Here is a 22,388-nt window from a genome sequence, read left to right as displayed (position 1 = left end):
GGACACCGGCGCTCCACGCGAGGTGCAATGGCTGATTGACAATCAATCCATCTACGCCGGCCTCCTTCCTCGGGATTGCCGCGCCTCCAGCCTTGCTTCACGCCGGTTCAAGGCCCCGAGATCAACGGCCTAGCCGAGGCATTCGTGAAGACCTTCAAGCCCGATTACGTTCGGGTGAATCCGATCCCTAACGCGAGCACCGCGCTGATGAAGATCGGAACTGGATGGGCTCACAACAGAACACCGGCATTCCGGACTGCTATCGCTCGGCGGGAAAGCATATCCGTCGATTAAACCAGCCGAACGCTCCGTCTAACGAGGCAACTCAATCAAGCAATACATTTTCTTATCGTCGCGACAACAAAGCGCGATTGCTGTTACTTACGGCGTTGCCTATTTGTGACGCCAGGTGGGCATCTAGAGTGGTCGAATCGTTTGGACCTATTGTAATTATTAGATCGTGCGTACGTGTACGACCGACGCTAAAAAAATCGCCCGATGTATTCGCGGAAAACTTCACTAGCTTCCAAGTAGGTGTGACGCTGCCACTCGACACGATGACGAACTTAATCTCATAAGAAACAGTATCAGGCTTCGGATCGCCGCCCGCTGGGCCAACAGAGTGCAGCAACACGTCTGTAAACATTGCTCCTTGGAGCCACTCTTTGATACCCAAGTCGCTCTCGAGTATAAAAGGAGAACTCGTTGCTGGTTTCCACCGTATCTGTTCGAAGGGATCGTTTCCTGGCTTGCAGGCCGAATATGGGGTGTTGGGCCTCATTAGATAAGCGATAGACCAAGACGGATTGAACTTATCAACCCTGGTGGCCGTAGAGGAAAGCGCTCCTCCCAGTCCCAAACTAAACGTGGATGAAACTAGGTCATCGAATGTAAGCCCAGGATTTAAGGCTGATGACTCATCTACCTGCAAGCTTAAGCTGACCTGCGCTCCCCACTTCAGCGGAATGATGCCCTTTTTCGCAGGACCCGGCTTGTCATAGGATCCCGCGGACACTTCGATTAGGTTTACAGCCTGAACGGCGTCTCTTAGATCGCAATAGATTCGTTTCTTGATTTCGAACTCTATTTGCGCGGTGCCGGATATTTTGGGCTCGCCGTTTGCCGGGTTTGCTGGCCTATCTGCGTCCCAAGATTCTTTAATGTCCGGTACGGTGAGGCCGCAAGCACCTAAACAAAGAACACCTGCCGCGACAAATGCTCTACGGCAGAAAGTTAGCGCGATCATTGGACTATCCGATAAGTAAGAAAGCGTTGGAAGAAATCACTTAACGCTGTTCAGCTTTTGCACGTTCTCTTGGTGCATCTGCTCGATCGCCTGCCGTTGTTCGGGCGTGAGGTATACCCGATAGGGGCAGACTGGAGGCAAGTGGTCATATCGAACACATCGCCCTTTCATCGCCTGCGTAGGCGCGGGAATTGTCGGTCGTTCAGCCGCTATTGCGGCCGGTGCGAACCCAAAGCAAAAAGCAACAAGGATCAGACGGCAATTGATCATTTGAATATCTCCCCAAGCCTTCAAAGGCTTGCAATGAACAACATGCAACCTTTGCGCGTTCGAAAAGTCAACCGGGAATTCTCAACATCTCCAGGCTTATTCGGATCTTAGATTGCGTTCCCTCGTGGATGAGGAAGTCACGGTGCGAACCTTCGATAGGATTGCATGAATCCTCAGCGTCAAAGGGTGACACAGCGCATAAAAACTGCGTCGCAAACACAAAAACGCGCGAAGCGGGGCCCGTTACATGTTTAGTTTCACCGCCGCGTTGAAGCGTTGAGCTGCAATTACGCACTTAGATTGGCATTACAGCCTTGGTCCATTTCGTACAGACTTTGCGCGCAGAAGCGCGCCCGTCTGGCGACACAGATCAACGATCTGAGAAAGACGAATGGCGAACTACAAGTACGGAAACTATTTAGAGCAATCTAACAGCGAGGCTTTTGATCAGGATCACGGACCCGGAGTCGCAGCTCCCTACGCCGGAATCTATCGATGTATGGGCTGTCATCGTGAGATCGGCACTGCATCGGGCCACGTCTTGCCGCCACAAGGACATCATGCGCATACAGCGGCACAAGGATCGATCCGATGTCGACTGCTTGTTTACGCAGACCATCAACCGAAATGATTATTCAAGATGGAGGTCCGACGAGAGCCGGACTTCTATCCTCTACGCTCCAGATCCAGCGGCGTGGCCGGAAAAGTTTCTTTTGGCCTCATGATATCAGTTTGCCGCACAGCAGCCGAGTGACCGCAAAATGGGGAGATTTAGGCGCTAAGGCCAGTAGGTTCGATGTGGTGGTTTGCGACGACGACAGCACGGAAGTTGGCAATTTCTTGGCCCTGAACTCAAAGGACCGGCTCGCCTGCATTATTCACGCAAAGGCAGCCACGAGCTTCATTCTGCCAGCATCACCGCGATCGAGGGGCTCGGTAGGCAGACTCTTGCATCGCTCGCGTTCTACTCAACGGTGGCACTTGCACCGAACAAAGGATCCCGATCGCTGGAATACGGACGTTTATGCCAACGAGGTGCAGCTGACCGAGCTTAGTCGTAGCTTCAAAAACGCTCAACACCTCTCCGTCGGAGAGGTCGACGATGGCGTCAAGGGAGCGCTCACAAACCGGAGTTGGCAACTAGAAGCCTGGATCCTGGCGACTCGTTTGCTTGACCGTTCCGAACTCGAGGACGATTTGCCCGGACCGCCCACGAACGGTAGCTGGCAGATGCAGATGTACTTGAACACCCTGTTTACCGCATGCGCCCGCGGGAATACCGGGCTGCCGATTTATTACCATTAAGGGCAAATCGGAGAGTGGCGGATGAGCTGTCGCACACCAACGAGAAGGAGGAGCACGTGCCGAGAAAAATGACCGGGTCTGATGGGGTATCGGTTACTATTCCAGATGGCGGTCGCGGGATGCAGGGATCGGACGGTCACATGGTTGCGATCCCCGCTGACGCACGGGGCATGCAGGGCAGCGACGGTCGTATGGTTGCGATCCCTGCCGGCGCTCGCGGTATGCAGGGCAGAGACGGTCGTATGGTCGCAATCCCCGCGGGTGGTCGAGGCATGCAAGGCAGAGACGGCAGAATGGCTGCAATTCCTGCCGGCGCACGGGGCATGCAAGGCAGCGACGGTCGTATGATTGCAATCCCCGCCGGTTGTCGAGGGATGCAGGGACCGGACGGACGGATGGTAGCTATCCACCCTGGCAAACGAGGGATTCCGGATGCGAAGGGTCGAATGCGTAACAAGTAGCCAGCCCGGCACCTGACCGTCGCGCGGGGTGTCTCTGCTTGCGCGAGTTTTCCGTGAGATCGACGGACATATTGAGGGACGCAATTTTCCCATCGGGACCGTCTCGGGTTCTCCCAACCCACCTCTCCTCGTGAGCGATTCCAACGATTTGGCGGGAGCGCTAGGGCACGCTTTATGCCTGTCGCCGCACTCCCTCGACCTCCAAGCAGGCCCACCACAAGCCCACAAAGTCTCGCTGGCGCCGCCGCTCCGGCCAGCTCCATCGGCACAGGCCAACTCAGCTCCTGAGCCGGTTTTGCAACGCTACATGTGGAAACAAGCGACCGCGTTCTTTCCACCGCGCCTCATAGAGCTCAAGCAAGCTAGTGTTCGCCGAAATGCCGATAGATTTTATCAATCGGGAACGATCCTGTGCGTGCGATAACGCGGCGCCGGTCCAAGTCTACTCAAACCCCAAAACGAATGTCTGATCTGCTGCAGCAGTTCGCCAAAGTTGGCCCAAGCGTTCTCGTGAGAACGTCGGTTACCCACATACCCGCACTCACGACCGACATTCCGTCCAGAGCCGCCGTATCCGATGTCGGATGCTTCCAGGAACGCGACGCGCGCACCTGCCTCCGCGAGATAAAGCGCCGAAGAGACGCCTGTATATCCGCCTCCGATAACAACGACATCGGCGTCCAGTCGGCCGGCCAAGGAGCCGGTCCGGGGAGCAGGCGGGGCCGTCAATTCCCACAGTCCGTGCGATGTCGGATCACCCTCCATCTAGCCAGCCCCCTGCCGTAATGGGCCCATGGCATCGAAATTCGCATAGATTCTCAAGCTGCGAACCCGCTTGACCCGGTAGTTCACCAGTCCAGGTTAAGGTTAGCCGACAGGTCTCACCAACGCTCCGAGGCAGATAACGGGCGACATCGGCATCGCTGCTGCGCGGGGCGCTGTCGTCTGATTGACAAGCATTCTACCCAAAACCCGTGAACGCGTGGAAAACGCTCCTTGGCAGGGCGCGAGCGATGGTTTCCATCCAATTCAAGGCCGAACGCCGAAGTAGCACTATCCCGGCAGAAGCGGCAACGCTCTCTTATCACTTTCCATCGGCCAGTGCAGGATTTGAGGGAGCGTGCTTCCTGAACTGGCATGATGTCCCTCGCTCTCGCGGGTTTCGCGTGAAATTCGCCGATGGCGAAGGACGACATGTTGGAGCATGTCATAGCTGATCTCCGACAACGTTCGTTTTTCGACGGAGGCCTTTCAGCGCATGAAGGACAATTTACTTGCACATGTCGGCGAAGATGACATGCGTCAATCTCATCGAGGTCTGCCGTTGTGGCGCAATATGGCGGCATCACGGTATTCGCCAGCGATCGTCTTCAGATCGAAGGCCGCAATGGTTCCGGCTAAAGATAAGCACCGTCGCCCGGGCAGCTGTCATCCCGCCTTGAAGCGCGCGTTGCATGCGGATGCCAGATCAGCGACTTCATCTTTAGCGTCATGGGTTGAAATCACCGCGCAAAAAGGAGGCCTTGAACGCAGCTTGCAGCGTGTCTGCCGACAAAGGCGCAATCCAGGGCAGTCGCCCTAACCAACGCACCCGTCCAATCTCGCAAATTGCTCTCACAGCATCCGAATTCTTTTCGCCAACGAAAGCGATTCCAAGAATGTCGATCTGGCGCCTTCGCAGCGCCTCTATGGACAGCAGTGAACAATTGATCGTGCCCAGAGTTGTGCTCGCGCAGAGCACGACAGGAAGTCGCCATCTCTCCAAGACGTCAATGTAAAGCGAGCCGCAATTCAGCGGTTCCATTAGTCCCCCGGTCCCCTCGATCACGAGCGGCTGTCCGCCGGTGTCCGGCAGGTCCAGCGATTCCGTTTTGATGCGAACCTCGTCGATCTCCGCGGAACTGTAGGGCCAAGCGGCTGTTTGCAGTCGGTAACGCTCAGGCACGATGCGATCCGACGGAAGACTGCCAAGCCGAGCGACACGCTCGGTGTCCGTTTCTCCTTCGAGGCCGGCTTGAATCGGTTTCCAAAACTTCGCACCGAGGAGATTGACTAGTCCTGCGCAGAACACCGTCTTTCCGATGCCGGCGCCTGTAGCGGTCACCACAATCCGCTGCTGGCTCATCGAGCTTGGCCTCTTGTCTCCTCCTGCAATGTACGCAACTCATCCTCCACGATTTTCAGTGTCAGTTCACAAACGTGCGCCAGTCGGGAAGGCCCCGCCTCGCGCTTGGGAAGATCGGCAGTCTACGTTCAGCGTACGACCCGACCTTCCATGAGTCGAGCAAAAGGTTGCTCAGCGCACTTACGACGACCTTTTTACGCTCTCAACGCCAAGCAGCGGCCGCACAGTTTATGCGAGACACCGATGGCGTTCGTTGCCGATGCCCGCCTGAAAGGGCCTGCTCCGCATGGCCAACTGATAGATTGAACCATAGAAGTTTCGCGCGCGGACCATCGCGCTTCCCCGAGTTGCGTGTCATGCGTTGTGACAGGTCAAGATTGTTTTCGGCACACAAATACTGTCCGGATCGGACGAAGGCGTTCACGTCCGGCACGATGTATCCTGATAGATGCAGTACTGTACGTTTCGTACCGCAGCTCTACGATTGGTGACTGAGTTCAATTGGTATGGGGCCGTTGAGATAGTGCTGAAAAGTCCTCTCCGGAGAACATTGATCGACGGTATCACCCGCAACGGAGTATTGCCCGTTCTCGAGTCTTGCGCGCGGCATTCATCGAGCCGCCGAGCCAGAATAACGCCACATTCAGATCATTTGGGCACCGAGCAACTCACACATCTTCCTCAATTGGAAATTCTGCGAGCCTCTGATGTAAGGCCGAGCGTCGCCCGAGCGCCCCCGCTTCTGCCATCAACGCCGTTCAAGCATTGCGTCGAGTCTCATCCCGAGGTAAGAACGCGGCCAAGTTGCGGCGTCACGTTTGCGGCCACCATGATCCGTCACATCGTCTTCTTCACAGCCAGAGATGAGGCCGCTATCGACCAAATCGTCGAAGGTCTATCGGTTCTTACCTCCATTCCATATGCACGCCGGCTCGAGATTGCGCGCAACCGCAAGAGTGATCAGCTCGGCAATGACATCGACGTCGTGGTGTACGGGGAGTTTGATAGCGAGACGGATCTCGCTGCGTACAAAACGCACAATTTGTATCGAGAAGCGATCCGATGCGTACGGCCACTCCGGGAGTTGCGCTTTGCCGCTGACTATGAGCTGTCAACAGACGTGCATTTCGCTGGAACGGCAGGGCTAACGCAAGTCGCTCGGCGCAGCGGACCAGCTGGCCGTGAGTAGCTTGATGATCAGCCGCAAAGTCTTGTACGCGTCGGCCGGAAATAGCCCTCGTTCGGAAAGGCATCACGCGTCGCGGGCCTCACAACCTGCCGGTCGTCGGTAACAGATAGCCTATGCACGTCCGCGAGTTGCAGTGGATTGAGCCTGTCAAGGCGCTGCGATGCTTTGCGCATCGGCCGCAGCTTACCTTTCTCGATAGCGCGGCAGGGCATGAGCTGCTTGGGCGCTACTCATATCTGGCCTGCGAGCCGTTCAGCACCTATTTGGTCGCCGATGGACAGGCAAGTTGGAATGGAGAGGCACTTTCAGGCGATCCATGGGAGGTCCTCCGCGGCCTTCTTGCGAGATACAAAGAAGCGCATCGCCCCGATCTCCCCCCATTCCAGGGCGGCGCAGCCGGCTTTCTTGGTTACGATCTGAACCGAACACTGGAGCGGCTACCGCCGCCGTCAATTCTCGGCCTCCGGCTGCCTCAATCAATCCTGCATTTTTACGATGTGGTGGTCAGCTTCGATCACAAGGACCACAGGTGCTGGATCGTCTCGACCGGATGGCCCGAGCAGGACCCCACTCGACGGGCCGATCGCGCGCGTCGTCGGGCCGACGAGTTTGCAGCACTGCTTGCCAGGCCACAGTCGCCGCGGATCATAATCCCCAGCACGACGGGCGCTTGGCATTCGAACTATAGCCGTGAACGCTTCATCGCAGCGGTCCAGCGCGTCGTCGGTTTGATCCTGGCTGGAGAGATATTCCAGGCGAACATCGCGCAACGCTTCAGTGCCAGGGTTTCGCCCCTGTTCGATCCGCTCACCTTTTATTGCCAGCTCCGGTCATTGAACCCGGCACCGTTTGCAGCTCTCTTGCGCTACGATAAGCTGACGATCGCATCGAGCTCTCCTGAGCGATTTCTGAAACTTGACGGACGGCAGGTCGAAACGCGCCCGATCAAGGGCACGATCGCGCGTTCCGCCGATTCCGCGGAAGATGGGCGCCGTGCCGAACTCCTGCTTGCGTCCGAGAAGGATCGCGCCGAGAACATTATGATCGTCGACCTGCTGCGCAACGATCTGTCACGCGTTTGTACCGACAATTCGGTCGAGGTTACCGCACTGTGCAACCTGGAATCCTATGCGTCAGTGCACCATCTCGTCTCGATTGTCAGGGGCACGCTTGCTGCGGACAAAGACGCCGTCGGTCTGCTTCGCGCCTGCTTTCCGGGCGGCTCCGTTACCGGCGTTCCGAAGGTGCGAGCAATGGAGATCATTGCGGACATCGAGGGAGTGGCGCGAGAGGTCTATTGCGGGGCGATCGGTTTCATTGGATTCAATGGACAGATGGACACGAACATTGCGATCCGCACCGTGATGATCGACGACGACCTAGCTGTGTTTCATGCAGGGGGTGGAATAACGGCGATGTCAGATCCTGAAGCCGAGTATGAGGAGACGCTTGCCAAGGCACAGCGACTCTTCGACGCCTTTGGTGCCGATCCATCTGGTGCGTTTTGATTTTCATCGTCGACAATTACGATTCCTTCGTGTTCAATATTGCGCGCTATTTCCGCGAGCTCGGTGAAGAGACGCAAGTCGTCCGGAATGACGCGATCAGCTTCACCGATCTTGTCGCGCTTCAGGCGCGTGCAATCGTGATCTCTCCCGGGCCGTGCACGCCAATGGAGGCCGGCATATCCACTGCCGTTGTCCGCGAACTCTCGGGTCGCGTTCCAATTCTTGGCATCTGTCTTGGGCACCAGTGTATTGGGAGCGTTTTCGGCGGTCGCGTGGCGCGCGCGCGTTGTCCCATGCACGGCCGAGCCTCACACATAACGCATGACGGCCGAGGGTTGTTCAAGGAACTCCCGTCTCCACTTTCTGTTGGACGCTATCATTCTCTGGCGGTCGAACTCGAGGAGTCAGACGCGCAGCATCTCGTGGTGACAGCCCGTTCAATTGAAGGTGAGATTATGGCTTTGTCACATCGGCATCACCCAACCTATGGCGTGCAATTCCACCCCGAGTCAGTACTTACTCAACAAGGGCACGTATTGCTTATGAATTTCTTGCGATTGGCGGCCAGTTTCGAAGCGTGAGATCGGAGACGTCGTCGAATGGCGAGCTGCGTATTCGTGACTCGCTCCGCAGAGGTCGGACAAGATGTAACGAGAAAGCGGAAATAGCTCAGTTGGTACGTTACGTACGCAACTTTCTCTTTTGGTGCAGCCCAATTGAATTACTTGGAGCCGCGTCGGCCTCTTCGCATCACCTCCATTCGGTACATCTTCTGGCTTCTTGACGAAAACGTTTATTCGAGATCCATCAAGAGATTGGCGGTGTCTAGGCGGTACTTTCGGTACCGCTGCCCTAACGGGCGTTTCCTCCCCTCACTTGGCCGCTGGTGCCTATGGGATCGGCGGTTCTCTTCGTGTGATTGGCGCGATCGACGCGCTCAGGCGTTATCTGCTAAGGCTTCGCGTATCGATCGGGCTCGCCATACCTGTACGATTCGCGCCCTCATCGCACGCGCTGTCCGGTGATACCGGGTCGAGACGTCAATACCGCGGCTGTAACATCATTGGTCGCGGTCAGTCGGAATCGGCGGGCTAGTTGAGATTGGAGAAACAAGAGGAAGTGGAGAACTAGGAGCGAGACATCGCTTGGTCGAGCGATTGGCGATCTAGACTTCTCGGACGAAATACTCCACGAATAAGGCGCTGATTGAGTACAGCAATCTGAGTATGGGTGCGGCGATAGAACCGAGCACCGGCAAACGCGGGCTCCCCTTCCTCAAACAACCCCCGCACTGTATCAAAGCGAGGTAACGGATTTTCGGCGATCGCATCTGCAACCATGTGATGAAGGTGAGTAATGACCGCACAATCCAGAAACCTTAGTACTTTGTCGCGTTTTGGTAGGCGGCGACCATCCTTGTTTGAAGGGAGCTTCGATTTAGCCAGACTTTGAACGCGCCGCAGATCTGAGTAGGCGACACTTAGGTATTCGAGATTTTCACGCAAAGTGAGATCTAAACATTCGCCCAAGTCTATAATCGCTCCGACAACGAATGGTTCGGAGTAGCCTCGATCTCTGGCCCACTCCCATGCCCGCACCGGATCACCTTCCCAAAAATAAACGCCCGGACCGAGCCAATCATATGCCTTTTCGCTGGGCCTAAAGTCCTCACCCCTCAGCACGCGAAGACCGACCTGTCGCTCGCACCCGTGGAAACCCACCGCCAGCGATGTCGCAGAACGACTCATTTACGACGGAGTGTGCGAACCTTCTTCAAGGTCGGACCACCATATTCCTTCGTCAATCCGCCGCGAGAGTTGTTGATACCCTCTTTGATCAATACCTGCAGCGCATCGTTGCGAGACAGCTTTAGCCGCGCCCGACGTTTCGCGACCTTCTTCAGAGCTGTCAGAAGTTCCAAATTCACGGTCAAATCCTCTCTCTCCGGCCTGAGGTCAACTGAACATATAAGGAACGCTTGGAATTGCCAAGTGGGCAATCCATTGCAGTGATCGCAACAGATCGCGCACCTTCTGACCCTCTCACCTTCGGAATCTCGAAAACGATGGTTGCCGAACTGGGCTCACTCACCTAAGGTCGCTGGCTGTTTGCAGGATTTCAAACGAGCTTTTTTGAATGGCCGGAACTCGCGGTGGTCAGCGTCAAGTCTACCCGTACTATCGCGCCTTCTGAGCTTCTGAGCAGAGTGATTGCAGAAGTACGAGGTTGTGCAGCGAATAATCACGCCTTTCGGCAGACGGGGCGACCATCTTATCCTAAGCCCATCGCCTCTGTGACCTGGCGGTGGCTAGGCAGGACAGATCTTTCAGGGCAGTCCGACCCAGCGACCCCGGCGATTCTCGTCACCTTCACTCTGGCAAGCCGAGCTGCTGAGATCACAGGCCTTTCTCATGCGCCCACTCCGAGAAGGCCTGCCCCGTCTCGCCGCCGGCCTAAGTGCGGTGTCTCGCGTTCGCACATAGCATCTATCCATTTAGAAAAAAGCCGTGCGTTTGAACGATTGGTAACAGCTCGTGATAGTTGTGGATGATGTGGTCCGGCTCCGCAGCTCGCAAGCGCGACTCGGAAACAAATCCACCGGTAATGGATATACTTATCAGTCCAAGGCTTCGTGCAATATTCGTTTCTACTGGCATATCCCCGATGATGAAGGTTGACTCGGGATTTATATCATTTTGCTCCATATATCGCCGAAGTCTCTCCCCTTTGCTCATCGTTTTATACTGCGTGGCACGGCTTTCAAAGGCCAGGACGCCGTTGAAGTAGCGATCGATTCCGAGCCTTTGCAATTGAGCAACAAGGGGCGCGACTATATGGTTGCTCACTATGATGGACGACGCCGCTTCTTGGCGCACCAATTCCAGCATTGCGCGCGCACCTATGCGTAACTCCGCTTTATCGGCTAGCGGCTCGTACGTATCATGAAAGATTGCGCCCCCATCGTGATCTACGGCTGCGACTTCCTCTTCTGACATTCCGACATTTCGGAAAAGAATCGAGAGTGGGACATCGGAATGATCCCGAAAGGTGTCCAGATCGATCGTCGGGCGTCCGAAGCGCTCCAAGATAGTGTTCGTCGTTTGCAGTAGCGCATTGGCATCGTCAAGCAACGTGCCATTCCAATCAAAAACAAAAACTGGCTTCATGCTTCGGGCCTCACGCAGCGCTATAGTGGCCAGCGACCAGGTTATGCAAGTCTCTATTTGCGCGCGTTTGCCCTGCAGGAGTTGGCATTTCGAATGTAAAGGGTGACAAATCTATTCCCTCGTTTCCCCGCGGCAGCAACGATGTGAGACGCGGGAAGGGCAAGTAAGTCACAGTTGCCGCGTTGATCGAAGCCGCGATTCTTCCTTCGATGGCTTTGAGGACATGCGGCTCGATATCTTTAAATAGTAGGCTTTTCTTCCGCTGTTGAGCGGACAGTCCCTTCCATGTCCGCCAGAAGGCCAGTTCATCGATGGTCTCAATATTCACGCCGTAGTAATTTGGGGCCACGATAGGCGGTGAGCCGATTCCCCAATGGACAGCTTTGACACCCGCCGCAAGAAGCATATTCGTTACGGTACGACTGGTATCGCCCCGAATGAGGGCTTCATCGGCGATAAGTATCGTGCGTTTGTCGACGTCAGTCGAAGCCAAACGGTATTTGTGAGCAATACGGCGCTTGCGCTCACTGCTTGGGCCGATGAGAGTTCGTTCAGAGATTTGAGTCTCGATGACTTCACGCCGTTCCGCGCTAACCCCGCGTGCTACGAGAGATGAAAATAAGCCGTCAGCGTAGGGCCCTCCGGTATGAGGCATGGACGCGACGATGATTGGAGTGGCGTCCGGCTCTGTGGGAAGCCGACGCGCAATAAGATCACCCAGCGAAAAACCGATACTGTAACGAGTTTCGAGGTGAGATCGGCCCTGGATCGACGTATCCGGACTTCCGAGGTAAAGAGTTTCGTAGACGCAAAGCTTGGCGGCACGTTGAGAATCGCTGACACATCGATCGAGGCAATGCCCCCTTTTGCCATCTACATATTTGATGTAGCCGGGGACGATTCGGTCTGACTTGCCCCGAAGCCCGGCAAATGCGCAATTTTCCGACGCAAAGAGCAAGAATCCATCGTCCGTCTGCATGAACTCCAAAGGACGCAGACCATATCTATTGCGGAACGCAACCAGATTTCCTTCGGTGTCCAACAAAAGCGCACTAATAGCACCATCAATGCGCTCATCAATCTCACGAAAGACGTTCTCATAGTTGACTCGCAGGCCCGGGCGCCAATAATCCCTTTCACAAATGTGTTCAACTAGCTTGAGCAAGAGTTCGGCATCCGTCCGACCCGCGAAGGTGCGACCTTGGGCAACCAGTTCTGCCCTAATCTCTCGAGCATTTACTAACGCTCCGTCCAACGAAATTGTCAGTTGACGGGAGGTGGCCCTGCGATTGGGCGTTGGTTGATCGTCGCTCTCACCCTCTGTGCAAACTCGACCGCGAACATGGGCGATTGCAACATGGGGAGTGAACTCCAGATCCTGCTCATCCTTGTCGATCGCACGCAGTTCGTGTGGTGGCCGAGACGCGGTTTTGTATCGAACGCCTTTGTTGTGCATGAAGGCGGCGATGCCGACTCCTGCCTGTCCGCGAAGTGAGAGCTTCGGAAGCATGTGCTTGAGCCGATCATAAACAGTCTGATGGGAACTGCTCCAAGGCAATAGAAAAGCGGCAGCGATACCTGACATGCTGGTAACCTTCTTGTAGCGTCCCGTCCCAAGCCCGTCACAAGGCGGATGTAGTCCGCCGATCCGAGAAGAGATGGACCTGCCCTTAAGCAAGCTTCGTACCAGCGCCCAGCGCTCAGCAATTTGACCAGACCTTCAAACCCACAGGTGTCGAGATTTCCGCTCTCGCAATCTCTGTGGCCGGACAAATGAGCTGGCGTTTTCGCGACAATTCGTCTGAAGCGCGACGAGCTCGTATGAGAAATAACAAAGCCAACATCGCGCGGAAGCGCATGTGACGACCAACAAGGCATCACTGATTCGCCTAGATGCATGCTTCAGAAGGTCGTCATGAACGCGCAGCTCAGTGCCCGCCACATCTGCCAACCGATCGGCGAGATCAATGTGCGAGTCCTTTCCATAGCCAGCTCTTCTTGATCGCCTCGATCGATCTCGAAAAGGACGTTCGCCTTCGTGAGTTCAGTCTCCGGATCCGCAAATCCAAGGTCGGCAAAACATTGCCCGAGCCGGTCATTCCGAGGGCGTCGGCCGGTTCGAAACGGACCTTCAATATCGCTTCGCAGGCAACCAAGCTCAGCTTAAGGCTGCGCGAGATGACTTAGTTGCAGCGCGCGATGTCGTGCTCGCTTTTGATTTTTGCTTAGCTGTCATCTGCTGGTACGAGGAAAATCGAATCGATCGCAAAGAGCTGTTCGTACTGCGGCTCACGCCAGAGCTCCGCCACGACATCCGATCGTATCTGGTCTCTAGGCACACCGATCCGAAAGCGGTCTACCTCATCCTCGAATCGCTCTTCATACGAACTTCAAGGGCCTAGCGTCGCCAGTGGCCGGGGTTGAGGTGTGATGCTTTAAGCAGCGCGGCACACCTCGCAAGATCTTCGCTATGCAATAGGCTTCCATAAAGCTTTGAATTGCTTGACGGCAGTCTGCCATTTCGCTCGACGAAACGCTCATCCGCTTAAGTCCCATCCTGTAATGCAGGACAAAACCACTGGATCAAGGTGAAGAACCGCGGCTGAGCCTCTCATGCGTTCGGACACTCCGGGCTGCATTTCATCCCGGCCCCCATCCTAGAGAGTTCTAGCGCGTTATCCGAATATCGCCTGCGTCTTCTGGCAGGGGCCGCTCGCCATCAAAGTCATTGTGCGAGAGCAGCGCTCCCAAACCGAACAGAACCATGCCGCCAATCCAAATGAGGATGGCGGTGACATAAACCGAAGTGCCGATCCCAACCGAGCCAGCCCGGCCGAAGAGAGTGCCCGCATTGAAGAGGAGCCCGATCACGCCCCAGGGCAAAACAGCGCAGTTAGAAAGTCCCCGAAACGTCGGTTCCCATTGTTGTCCACGCGTAAAAAGCCCCATCGAATGGCCGCGCGAGTCCTGCCTCTCCGCGCGTTATCGATGAGTGCCGTAACGGTTGCCAGTTCTCGAATTGACATAAGTCCCGCCACGGTGTGATGAGCCGGATCCGCCCAAATAGCTGCCGCCATGACTGGTAGTGTGATGTCCGCCGCCGTAGCTGACGCGCCCTCCATGTCCTCCGCGTGCGTTTGCTTGTCCGATCACGCCGAGCAGCAACAGACCGGCAACTATTGCAATCAACTTCATATTTCGCCCGCCCCTTTCGAATGTAGAAGCTTATCCAAGCGCAGCCGATGCGGGATAACAACCTCTTATACGCGCAAAATATGCAGCTTTACGCCGGGAATGGCTGGAGCGGAGCCGTTTTCCGGCGCGAGTAAGGCGCGCGTCCTCGTCCCCGAAACCTCGACCTCCAAATGGAGCCGGTGACCTCGTCTGAATGCCCAAGCCGATCGAGCAGAAATACCGCAGATGAAAGACCCTCTACGCTGATTATCATCATGGCCGCAATGCTAACGTAGGCCTGCTACTTGCTCGGGGCCAACATTGTCATCGCAGGAAATTTCCACCCAGTCGACGGCTGCAGCCGATCGGGATCTAATCTTCGTAGTGATCGAGCGTCATCGCGAGCTGTCGGCGCATTACGATGCGGCCTTGTCTGTATCGGCGAAGCTCGATAAGGGGCTCGAGTTTGATGCCGCCGACGAAATCAGCAGTCAAAGGAACCATGCTCTCGCGGAGCATGCGAATGTGCTCATCCGTTCAACGCCAACCACGATCGCGGGCGTTATTGCTCTGACCCGTTACGTCGGCAGCCTACGAGAGTGGGAGCTTCCCGATGATGATGCGTGGTATCGGGTTTTCTTAGAAGGGCTGGCAGACGCGATCGATGGAATCGCCATGGCGCAGCGGCTTGGACGAGACGGCGATTAACATGGCGCTCGCTTTCATCTTCCGCGGCATACTTTTCTGGGGAGCCATTGCTGCGCTTCTCTATTTCGTGTGGAAGTTGCCCTTCTGAAGCCCGACGATTAGGGGCTCGCCTGAGCCAGTGTCGAGGCAATGAGGAGCGGCGGCTTTTCAACCACGGTAATCGCCCGCTCCTCGAACATGGCTGCGATATCAGTTTCGGTCGCCCTGCCCGACGCTGATCCGTCTTGAAATCGTCGACCACGAGCGCCTTGCCAGCGGCGCGGCAGGCGCAGCCTGATGGACTGCTGCAGAGGGGGCATCGCTTGAGCTAGATCAAGAGAACGGCGCCCAACTGAGGCGGCCTTGAGCAACGCGGGCCGGTGTGCCTAGGAGGCCGGGCCCATAGCCTCAGCAACGGCTGCACTGTCGTTCGGCTATCAGCCCCTTAAGTGCCCAAGAAAACATTCGTTTCTGGAAATGGGGACACTTCCGGACATTACAGAACAAACGACCGCAGGAGCCGCTTTGGACCAACCCCTGCGGCCGGTGCCACGACGTTCCGCACGATCGCCACGGCGCCTGCTGGTTAACACGTAGATCTGCCAGCGTGAACTGGCGTGCCCCCGTTACGGCCTCAGCTGGAACTGCTCGAGTCCATCCTCGATCACTCGGAGGTCCTCAAGTAAAGCATCTCGAGAGTCAGTCGGGTCAACGACTGATGTGGATTGTAGCTTGAGCAACTGGTGCCGAAGGTCTCGCATACCCAAAGTGCTGGCATGGCAATCGACCTCCGTTAGCGGCGGACTTTGAAGATTGTGAAACTAAGGGAAAGAAGGGCCGCAGAAAGGATTGTCGCCACCCATATCCCATACGAGCGGGCGTCCCCGCACAGAATGGTTTGAGTGCGGTTCGCCTTTATCGGACCAGATCTTGATTGCAGTGGCGAGAGCATAGGTGCTGGGCTGCTCTGACCAATCGACGTAGAGATTGCCCTTGTGATCGTGAAGCGCGAGGATGTTCTTTACGCCCTTCTCGAGGATAATATCGCGGACTTCCTCGAGGCGCTCGATGCGCCAGCTTTCTTCGTCCGATTGGTTGGCCGTGATTTTTACCTCTGCCATGTGCCCTCATAGCTCAGTGGAGCGGGAAGTTTCTACGTCTCGTGGCGTGGGTTCAAGTCCTGTCGAGGGCATCATCCACGGTCGCGCAGCTCCCGGTCGCCGATCAGAGCTTTAATCAGGGCGCCGACGAAGCCTCCGAGGGTGAGACCACCCAGGACCAGAAACAGTAGATCGGGATTTGGCATAAACCGTCATCGTTGATGTAGAAGCGCAATGGGTTGTATTAGCGAGCCGGGAGGAATGACTGCAGATCTTTCCTCGAACCAGCAGGATTTCCTCAAAATCTGTAGCTTTTCGCTCGTTCCGGGTCGGCGATGCGTTATATTGGCCGCGCCTCGGTTGATCCTTGGAATTTTTTCGCATTCTCTGCGGCAACAGCCAAGGCCCGAGAGAGCTTGAGCGCCTGATCTGGCGTTCGCTGAAAATGAAAGCCCACCACGCCGCGATAACACGGTGATCTCGTCATGGGCCTACTCAACTATGACCGCCGCCGCCTCGTTGAGTTCGATCTCATCGATCCGGCCGAAAACATCTTGTTCATTCGCCATCGCTACACTCTCCATCGACAGTGCCTGAGTTGGCCACGGTCGCGCCCTTCAAAATCGTCTTAGCGTCGATGAAGACCCACAGCGGCGCTAGTTGCGGCCTCTAGGTAGGCTTTCTGGCTAGTTGAAGTCGACTTGGTGAGCGGCTTAAGTGGCAGTAGTAGCTTTCCCTTGCTCAAGGCCGGGCTGATACTGGGATCGCGCTAGGTCGCACCCGAGCCGCATCAGGTTACATTGCAGCCAGAGCCTCTGCTGCAAATCATGCTTGCTGCGCCGAAATAGGTTCCCGACATACGAGCCCATACGGAGACGGTACAAATGCTTAGCCATGTTCTGCTCCTGTGCAGCAATAGCCAAACTAGATGTGGCCAATTATTCCCGTTGCCTTCCAGACCGCCGCCGAAATTTCCTTCGTGAGGCATCTCGTTCAGCGCTGAAATTGTAGCGCTCAATGAAAACCGATTAATGCAACAAATCCAGGATCGGCGCCTAAATTCGGCGGTTTGTCGGCTTCTTTCGTGGTTTTTGTTGCACGGATTATCGGTTTGCAGCGGCAGCGGACGTACGGAGTAAGGTCCTTGCCCGCGACGATACGTTCGACATGGGCATTGACGGCCGCCCAATGGTCCAAGGTCCGTTTGTCGGCCAAGAACCTGTCCCAAGTCATGACGGTGCGGGGCCTTACCGGCACAATGCGGTCACGCCAGTTGAGATAATGGATGAGAAGCGAAGGCAGCGGAAAGGAATGCAGTTCTGCGCGCGCCTCCTTTTCCGTGCAGGGAATTTCGTCGGCGAGCCAGTTATGAAATTCAAAGACGAGGTCGGCCGAAGTCAATCATGGATGACCGCTTAGAGAATTTTTGTGAGCTTTCGCGATGGCGGCGCAACACAGAACAATGGCTGGCAGTGCCAAGCGGGTTACCGTGCCAGTACCTTTTCGAGATCAGCAACAAGCCGATCGCGTTTTTCCTTCGGAAGCTTGTCGAGATTCTGCTGACGCCATTTGACGGCCGGCAGATTGGCAGCGCTGGGCAAGCCGAGGAGATTCCAATCCGGTTGTTCCCGTTCAAACGACACCAGGAATTTTCGATGATCGTCTGGCATCTTGCCAACGATCTCCTCGACAAGCGTCTTGCGCGCGGCAATGAGCTCGTCCTTCGAAACGGGCTTTTTCGTCATCCCTTGGAAGCCGTGAAGGAATTCGTCGCTTATATCTTTCTGAGGTGAGCCGAGCACCTCGAACATCGGGCGGTCGCGGCTCAAAAGATAAACGATAAAGGCCTTGCGGAGCTCATCCGTAATTCCCTCATTGGCTAACAAATCGCGAATATCGAATAGATCGCGCGGATGCTGGCGATCCAAAGTGGCGACGATTTTTCCGCCATAGAGATCGGCAAATGAGACCGTATGGGCCTCAGCGAACCCGAACTGCTCTTCAACGGCGGGACGCACCGAGGTCACAGCTGGCTCGAAAACGCAACCGCGCAGCACAGGCGTGACTTCAACCTTGATCTGGACACTCTGCGAACGAACTACGAGTTTGACGATCGCATCCTCTTTCCGAGTCTCATGGACCTGCGAGTCTGGGATCTTCTCTTTGATCCTGGCGACGATATGCTTCATCGCCGAATCGATATCAGCAAGGGATTCGACTCGCGGCGCGACAGGAACATAGGTTAGATCGATATCGACAGAGAGCCGTGGCAAGTCGCGCACGAAGAGATTGATCGCTGTGCCTCCTTTAAGGGCGAAGCACTTCTCTTCGTTGATAAATGGGAGAATGCGCAGAAGCAGCGCGACTTGCTTTTTGTAATCGTCAGCGAACGCCATCGAGATCTCCCGGCACCGTTATTTGATAGGTCGGATCGAGAACACCACCTTTGATGAGCATGCGTTTGCCATGTCCTAGATCGACAGCATTCTTGTTAAGCCGCTTGAGCCAGGCATGGTTGTGGCGGTCGGCGAAGTAGAAAAAGAGACGCTTGACCTTCACGCTCGCGCAATCTTTCAGGAGCTTTTGCAAGCGATCCGGACGAAGATTGGCAAGGCCACCAAGCAGCGCATCGACCTGTTCAAAGCTCTCGTTGTTGGGCAATTCGTCAAGCAGCTCGAAAACGGCGCGCTCCGGCGTCGACAGGGTCAGAGGCCAGTCCCATTGCCCCCAATTCAGTTGAGTGACGTCGCCTCCCCGGAAGGCCGTGACGTCCAGCATCTTTCCGGTCTCGACATTCCAGCGGACGCTGCTTACGCCTTTGGCAACGGGATCATTTTTGAAAAGTCGCCGATCATTGTGGTAGATGAATTTGACCGTCAACGGCAGCTTGTCCACCCACGATGGCGGCGCTTTCGGTCCGTAGAGGTGAACGCGGCTCGTCGCTTGCGAAAGGTAATGGGCGTATCCCTGCAATTCGAGCGCCGTCCGTCCTCCCAAGACGAGCGGTGAATAATTCAGGACGCCTTGAAGGGATATCACCACCTGCTGCCAGCTCAGCTCATAGCGTGGCCGCCGAAAGACCCCTCGAGTTGGCTGTTCGAGCCAGCCTCGTTGCACATAGAGATGTTGGAGCTGAGTTGAGTAGCCGTGTCGCTTGAGCCAAGCGGAATCCACGACCAGCCCCTCCGGAAGGAGCTTATCGAGCTGGTTTAAGAGCTGTCTTCTTTGTCTATCCATAATTGATATAATAGCATATTCTTAAACCACCGGTCCAGTTCGAAGAATCTTCTGTAAATCAAGTATAGATTTATAAATTGAGCAATATTTAAACCGTCAGACGGCCTGGATTTGGTCTTGCGCGCTTACCTGACGAATTCAGGGATCTGTTTCATCGACGGATCTCCCCTCCGTGAATCCGTCTCAGTTTCATGCTCATCAGCCTCGCCTGACGCTGCTACCTTCGCCTTTGCGGCCTCAGCAGCGACGTGTTTTTCGACCGCATTCAAGAAGCGCTCCTGCGCGGGGGTTCCAGCAGCGGCCGCGAGTTCCTTAACCGCCTCCGTGAAGACTGGAACATCGATCAGCGGCTCGATCGCACTCCAATGGAAATCGCACTCCAATGGAAAGAGAGTACCTTGCTCGTCACGTATTGTCCGAATGTCGTAGGTGAGATCGACATCTTCCGAAAAACGGCGGATCGCACCGTAAGGCTTTGATAGCGAAGTTCCGCCTTTGAAGACGAGATGTTCGCCTAAAGGCGAGGAAAAGAGCGCGTTCAGGCACCAGACGACCCAGACATCCTTTTCGAGAAGATGTGCCGGACGACCTGAGTTGGAGCAGCAACGCCGAGCGCCTCTTGGCGCTCGGCGTCAGACAGCTTTAGAAATCTATCCGACGGAGTTCGCTTATCGGCTTGGCAAGCCAAGTCGGAAAGGAAGAAGCAGCTGACTTCAGCTCCTTCACTTCGGTCGGGGTCAATTTCTGACTGACGGACCTCAATGTTCGTTCTGCCGTCTCTGGGCCCACCCAGGCAAGCGCACGCACTATCTCACCGGTGCGTCGGTTCGCCAAGGCAAGCTGCCAACGCGGTGCATGCTTGAGCTCCACGACTTGCTTACCAAGGCGGAGCCTGCGGGAAGGACCAGAGGTCGGATAAACCTGGCGAACAGGTACTTGCGTCGTCAAACCAAGATGATTGGCCGCCGCCGCGCCGCTGGAAACAATGGTTTCGCCGCTGCGAACCTTGGTTTCCTCGAGGACTTTCTCGACTGATGGAGCTCTAATTCCGAAACGGCTTTCAACTGGACGCAAATATATCCCTCGTCTCGCGCGCAGAAGTCTTCCTCGCTCGGCAAGACGCGAAAGAGCCTGATCGACGGCAGCACGCTTTCCAAGATGCAAAAGCGCCTTGGCAGCGATTGGTGCGCCTTCGGGCAATTCTTTGGTTGCTTCCAGAATCCGCGTGCTCAGGTGGGTCACGGCTCACGCTCCAGTGTCAGAAACATAGGAGAACTTCTGACACACTACAAGTGCCTCGAACTCAAGCAATACCGGCTCCCGGTCACAGCTGAATCCTGAGCGTGGTCCATATGGCGATCGGGTGGCCTTCTGCAGCGCGATTCAAGGGCATTGTCTTAACAAGCGACAACGCGAAGATTGTTTGTCGCGCCTCTAAGTCCAAACGGCACTCCAGAGACGATCACAGCCAAGTCGCCCAATCGAATATAGCCCTCGTGGTGCGCGGCCGCCGAGGCGATGCGCGTCATCTCCTCATAGCCAGAAGGATCGCTGGACACTGCACTGTGCACCCCCCACAACAAGCTCATGCGCCGAGCCACTCTCTCATCCGGAGTAAGGGCAAGGATCGGCACCGGCGGCCGGCTTCGCGAGATCCGAGCGGCTGTCGTCCCGCCTGCCGTGAAGCCGATGATGACCTTGGCGCCAATTGTAGCCGCAAGATCTGCCCCTGCGGCCGCGACGGCATGCGAAGGGGTACTCTCCACGTCAGCTCGAGAAGCCTCAATCAGCGACCGATAGAGATGATGCCGTTCCGTGCTTTTGATGATGCGATCCATCATGGCAACCGCTTCGACCGGGTAGGCCCCGCTTGCCGATTCAGCAGATAGCATCACTGCATCGGCTCCATCATAGATCGCGGTCGCAACATCTGAGGTTTCCGCCCGCGTCGGCGTCGGCCCAGCCACCATGGAATCCAACATTTGCGTTGCGATGATGACGGATTTTCCGGCACGCCGACAGGCGCGCACGAGCTCCTTTTGCCGGCCAGGGACCTCCTCGGCCGGGATTTCGACGCCAAGATCACCGCGCGCCACCATAACGCCGTCCGACAAGCCAATGATGTCGTCGATGCGATCGAGCGCCATCGGCGTCTCGATCTTGGCGATCAGACCTGCGGCCTCGCCAATGATGGCGCGCGCCTCGATCAGGTCGGACGGTTTCTGAACAAAGGACAAGGCCACCCAGTCGACCCCAAGATCAATGCCGAACGCGAGGTCGGCGCGATCTTTCTTGGTGAGTGGAGATAAGTCGAGCATGGCCCCCGGCACGTTGACCCCCTTGTGGTCCGAAATCAGGCCTCCGACCGCCACTTGCGCAACGATTTCTCCGTCTCCTGGCTCGGTGACCCTCAAGCGCACCCGGCCATCGTCAATGAGAAGTTCTTGTCCGGGATGGACGGCCGCAAAAATCTCCGGATGAGGCAAGGGTATCGATTGCTTTGCTCCTTTGGCTCCGTCGATCACAAAGCGGACCGTTTCACCAGCACGCAAAGCCAGCCTGCCTTCTTCAAGGGAGCCGATGCGGAGCTTTGGACCTTGGAGATCCTGCAGGATGCCTATCGGCCGGCCGAATTCCCGCTCGAGTTCACGGATACACACATAACTCTTGGCGTGGTCTTCGTGGGTTCCGTGACTGAAGTTTAGCCGAAAGATGTCTACCCCGGAAAGGTAGAGAGCACGTATCTTCTCAGGCGCGGCACTTGCCGGACCGACGGTTGCCACGATCTTGGCGTGACGCGAGCGACGCAACGTATCCCCCATCTGAAAGGATGTGATCGATCTAGCCATAAAGTCCAAAGCCGACCCTTACGGACTGCGGTCGACGGCAGTTGACAAGCCAATGTCCTTTTCGTCAGTC

19 protein-coding genes, 1 tRNA gene and 2 pseudogenes are annotated in these 22,388 nt (G+C 56.1%); 7 read left to right on the top strand and 15 right to left on the bottom strand.

Annotated features, from left to right (window positions below; genetic code table 11):
• Positions 1-346: 346 nt before the first annotated feature.
• The 3 genes and pseudogenes from BLV07_RS45985 to BLV07_RS07720 all read right to left on the bottom strand — a co-directional run bounded on the left by BLV07_RS45985 (position 347) and on the right by BLV07_RS07720 (position 5,407).
• On the bottom strand, positions 347-1,246 hold the full coding sequence (locus BLV07_RS45985; RefSeq protein WP_143035365.1) for a hypothetical protein: 900 nt from the start codon (positions 1,244-1,246) through the stop codon (positions 347-349).
• A 2,530-nt stretch (positions 1,247-3,776) separates the two neighbouring features.
• Positions 3,777-4,047 (bottom strand): annotated as a pseudogene (locus tag BLV07_RS48695) (FAD-dependent oxidoreductase); the annotation flags it as partial.
• A 724-nt stretch (positions 4,048-4,771) separates the two neighbouring features.
• Positions 4,772-5,407: a dethiobiotin synthase gene (locus BLV07_RS07720; protein WP_091881994.1), complete on the bottom strand. Its 636-nt coding sequence runs from the start codon at positions 5,405-5,407 to the stop codon at positions 4,772-4,774.
• A gap of 829 nt (positions 5,408-6,236) precedes the next feature.
• Between BLV07_RS07720 and BLV07_RS07715 the strand changes: the two genes are divergently transcribed.
• The 3 genes from BLV07_RS07715 (at position 6,237) to BLV07_RS07705 (ending at position 8,685) form a co-directional block, all read left to right on the top strand.
• Entirely contained in the window at positions 6,237-6,596 is a 360-nt protein-coding gene (locus tag BLV07_RS07715; RefSeq protein WP_091881984.1) for a Dabb family protein, read from the top strand.
• Positions 6,597-6,709: 113 nt separating this feature from the next.
• Positions 6,710-8,104 carry an aminodeoxychorismate synthase component I gene (pabB, locus tag BLV07_RS07710; RefSeq protein WP_091881980.1) on the top strand — a complete coding sequence of 465 codons (1,395 nt, stop codon included), beginning with the start codon at positions 6,710-6,712 and terminating at the stop codon, positions 8,102-8,104.
• Positions 8,101-8,685, top strand: a complete 585-nt coding sequence (locus BLV07_RS07705; protein WP_091881977.1) for an anthranilate synthase component II — start codon at positions 8,101-8,103, stop codon at positions 8,683-8,685. Before pabB ends, BLV07_RS07705 begins: the two co-directional genes overlap by 4 nt.
• 546 nt (positions 8,686-9,231) lie before the next feature.
• Here the strand turns inward: BLV07_RS07705 and BLV07_RS48690 are convergent.
• The 4 genes from BLV07_RS48690 to BLV07_RS07685 form a co-directional block, all read right to left on the bottom strand.
• Positions 9,232-9,609: a hypothetical protein gene (locus tag BLV07_RS48690; protein ID WP_244551012.1), complete on the bottom strand. Its 378-nt coding sequence runs from the start codon at positions 9,607-9,609 to the stop codon at positions 9,232-9,234.
• Positions 9,610-9,848: 239 nt separating this feature from the next.
• Positions 9,849-10,031: a hypothetical protein gene (locus BLV07_RS07695; protein ID WP_143035364.1), complete on the bottom strand. Its 183-nt coding sequence runs from the start codon at positions 10,029-10,031 to the stop codon at positions 9,849-9,851.
• Between the two features lie 559 nt (positions 10,032-10,590).
• Entirely contained in the window at positions 10,591-11,271 is a 681-nt protein-coding gene (locus tag BLV07_RS07690) for an HAD family hydrolase (RefSeq protein WP_091881967.1), read from the bottom strand.
• A gap of 10 nt (positions 11,272-11,281) precedes the next feature.
• A complete protein-coding gene (locus tag BLV07_RS07685; RefSeq protein WP_244551011.1) occupies positions 11,282-12,856 on the bottom strand; it encodes an amidophosphoribosyltransferase in 1,575 nt (524 codons plus the stop codon).
• Between the two features lie 413 nt (positions 12,857-13,269).
• On the opposite strand from BLV07_RS07685, the gene BLV07_RS07680 reads away from it, so the two are divergent.
• Positions 13,270-13,458, top strand: coding sequence for a hypothetical protein (locus tag BLV07_RS07680; RefSeq protein ID WP_091881963.1), 189 nt, complete (start codon positions 13,270-13,272; stop codon positions 13,456-13,458).
• A gap of 480 nt (positions 13,459-13,938) precedes the next feature.
• Here the strand turns inward: BLV07_RS07680 and BLV07_RS07675 are convergent, their stop codons facing one another.
• A complete protein-coding gene (locus BLV07_RS07675; protein ID WP_143035363.1) occupies positions 13,939-14,220 on the bottom strand; it encodes a hypothetical protein in 282 nt (93 codons plus the stop codon).
• 546 nt (positions 14,221-14,766) lie between these two features.
• On the opposite strand from BLV07_RS07675, the gene BLV07_RS07665 reads away from it, so the two are divergent.
• On the top strand, positions 14,767-15,153 hold the full coding sequence (locus tag BLV07_RS07665) for a hypothetical protein (RefSeq protein WP_091881957.1): 387 nt from the start codon (positions 14,767-14,769) through the stop codon (positions 15,151-15,153).
• A gap of 800 nt (positions 15,154-15,953) precedes the next feature.
• Here BLV07_RS07665 and BLV07_RS07655 read toward each other — a convergent pair.
• On the bottom strand, positions 15,954-16,253 hold the full coding sequence (locus tag BLV07_RS07655; protein WP_091881951.1) for a hypothetical protein: 300 nt from the start codon (positions 16,251-16,253) through the stop codon (positions 15,954-15,956).
• 2 nt (positions 16,254-16,255) lie between these two features.
• On the opposite strand from BLV07_RS07655, the gene BLV07_RS47410 reads away from it, so the two are divergent.
• Positions 16,256-16,324: transfer RNA gene (locus tag BLV07_RS47410), tRNA-OTHER, on the top strand.
• A 922-nt stretch (positions 16,325-17,246) separates the two neighbouring features.
• On the opposite strand, the gene BLV07_RS07645 is transcribed toward BLV07_RS47410, so the two are convergent.
• The 3 genes from BLV07_RS07645 to BLV07_RS07635 form a co-directional block, all read right to left on the bottom strand.
• Positions 17,247-17,633 carry a hypothetical protein gene (locus tag BLV07_RS07645; RefSeq protein WP_091881944.1) on the bottom strand — a complete coding sequence of 129 codons (387 nt, stop codon included), beginning with the start codon at positions 17,631-17,633 and terminating at the stop codon, positions 17,247-17,249.
• An 83-nt stretch (positions 17,634-17,716) separates the two neighbouring features.
• Positions 17,717-18,628, bottom strand: coding sequence for a nucleotidyl transferase AbiEii/AbiGii toxin family protein (locus BLV07_RS07640; protein ID WP_091881941.1), 912 nt, complete (start codon positions 18,626-18,628; stop codon positions 17,717-17,719).
• The gene (locus BLV07_RS07635; protein WP_091881938.1) at positions 18,615-19,469 is read right to left on the bottom strand and encodes a type IV toxin-antitoxin system AbiEi family antitoxin domain-containing protein; all 855 of its coding nucleotides are present in this window, start codon (positions 19,467-19,469) and stop codon (positions 18,615-18,617) included. The genes BLV07_RS07640 and BLV07_RS07635 overlap by 14 nt, the downstream gene beginning before the upstream one ends.
• A gap of 248 nt (positions 19,470-19,717) precedes the next feature.
• Between BLV07_RS07635 and BLV07_RS50080 the strand changes: the two genes are divergently transcribed.
• A complete protein-coding gene (locus tag BLV07_RS50080; protein WP_176945367.1) occupies positions 19,718-19,948 on the top strand; it encodes a hypothetical protein in 231 nt (76 codons plus the stop codon).
• On the opposite strand, the pseudogene BLV07_RS50075 reads toward BLV07_RS50080, so the two are convergent.
• The 3 genes and pseudogenes from BLV07_RS50075 to pyk form a co-directional block, all read right to left on the bottom strand.
• Positions 19,880-20,157 (bottom strand): annotated as a pseudogene (locus tag BLV07_RS50075) (nucleotidyl transferase AbiEii/AbiGii toxin family protein); the annotation flags it as partial. The gene BLV07_RS50080 and the pseudogene BLV07_RS50075 sit on opposite strands and share 69 nt — an antisense overlap.
• Positions 20,112-20,711, bottom strand: coding sequence for a DUF6088 family protein (locus BLV07_RS07625; RefSeq protein WP_091881935.1), 600 nt, complete (start codon positions 20,709-20,711; stop codon positions 20,112-20,114). The pseudogene BLV07_RS50075 and the gene BLV07_RS07625, both read right to left, overlap by 46 nt.
• A 155-nt stretch (positions 20,712-20,866) precedes the next feature.
• A complete protein-coding gene (gene pyk, locus BLV07_RS07620) occupies positions 20,867-22,279 on the bottom strand; it encodes a pyruvate kinase (protein WP_176945403.1) in 1,413 nt (470 codons plus the stop codon).
• Positions 22,280-22,388 lie beyond the last annotated feature (109 nt).

It is taken from the genome of Bradyrhizobium sp. Rc2d, assembly GCF_900099855.1.
GTDB lineage: Bacteria > Pseudomonadota > Alphaproteobacteria > Rhizobiales > Xanthobacteraceae > Bradyrhizobium.
The sequence above is the reverse complement of the archived record's forward strand: the minus strand, read 5'-3'. Positions and strand labels throughout refer to the sequence as shown.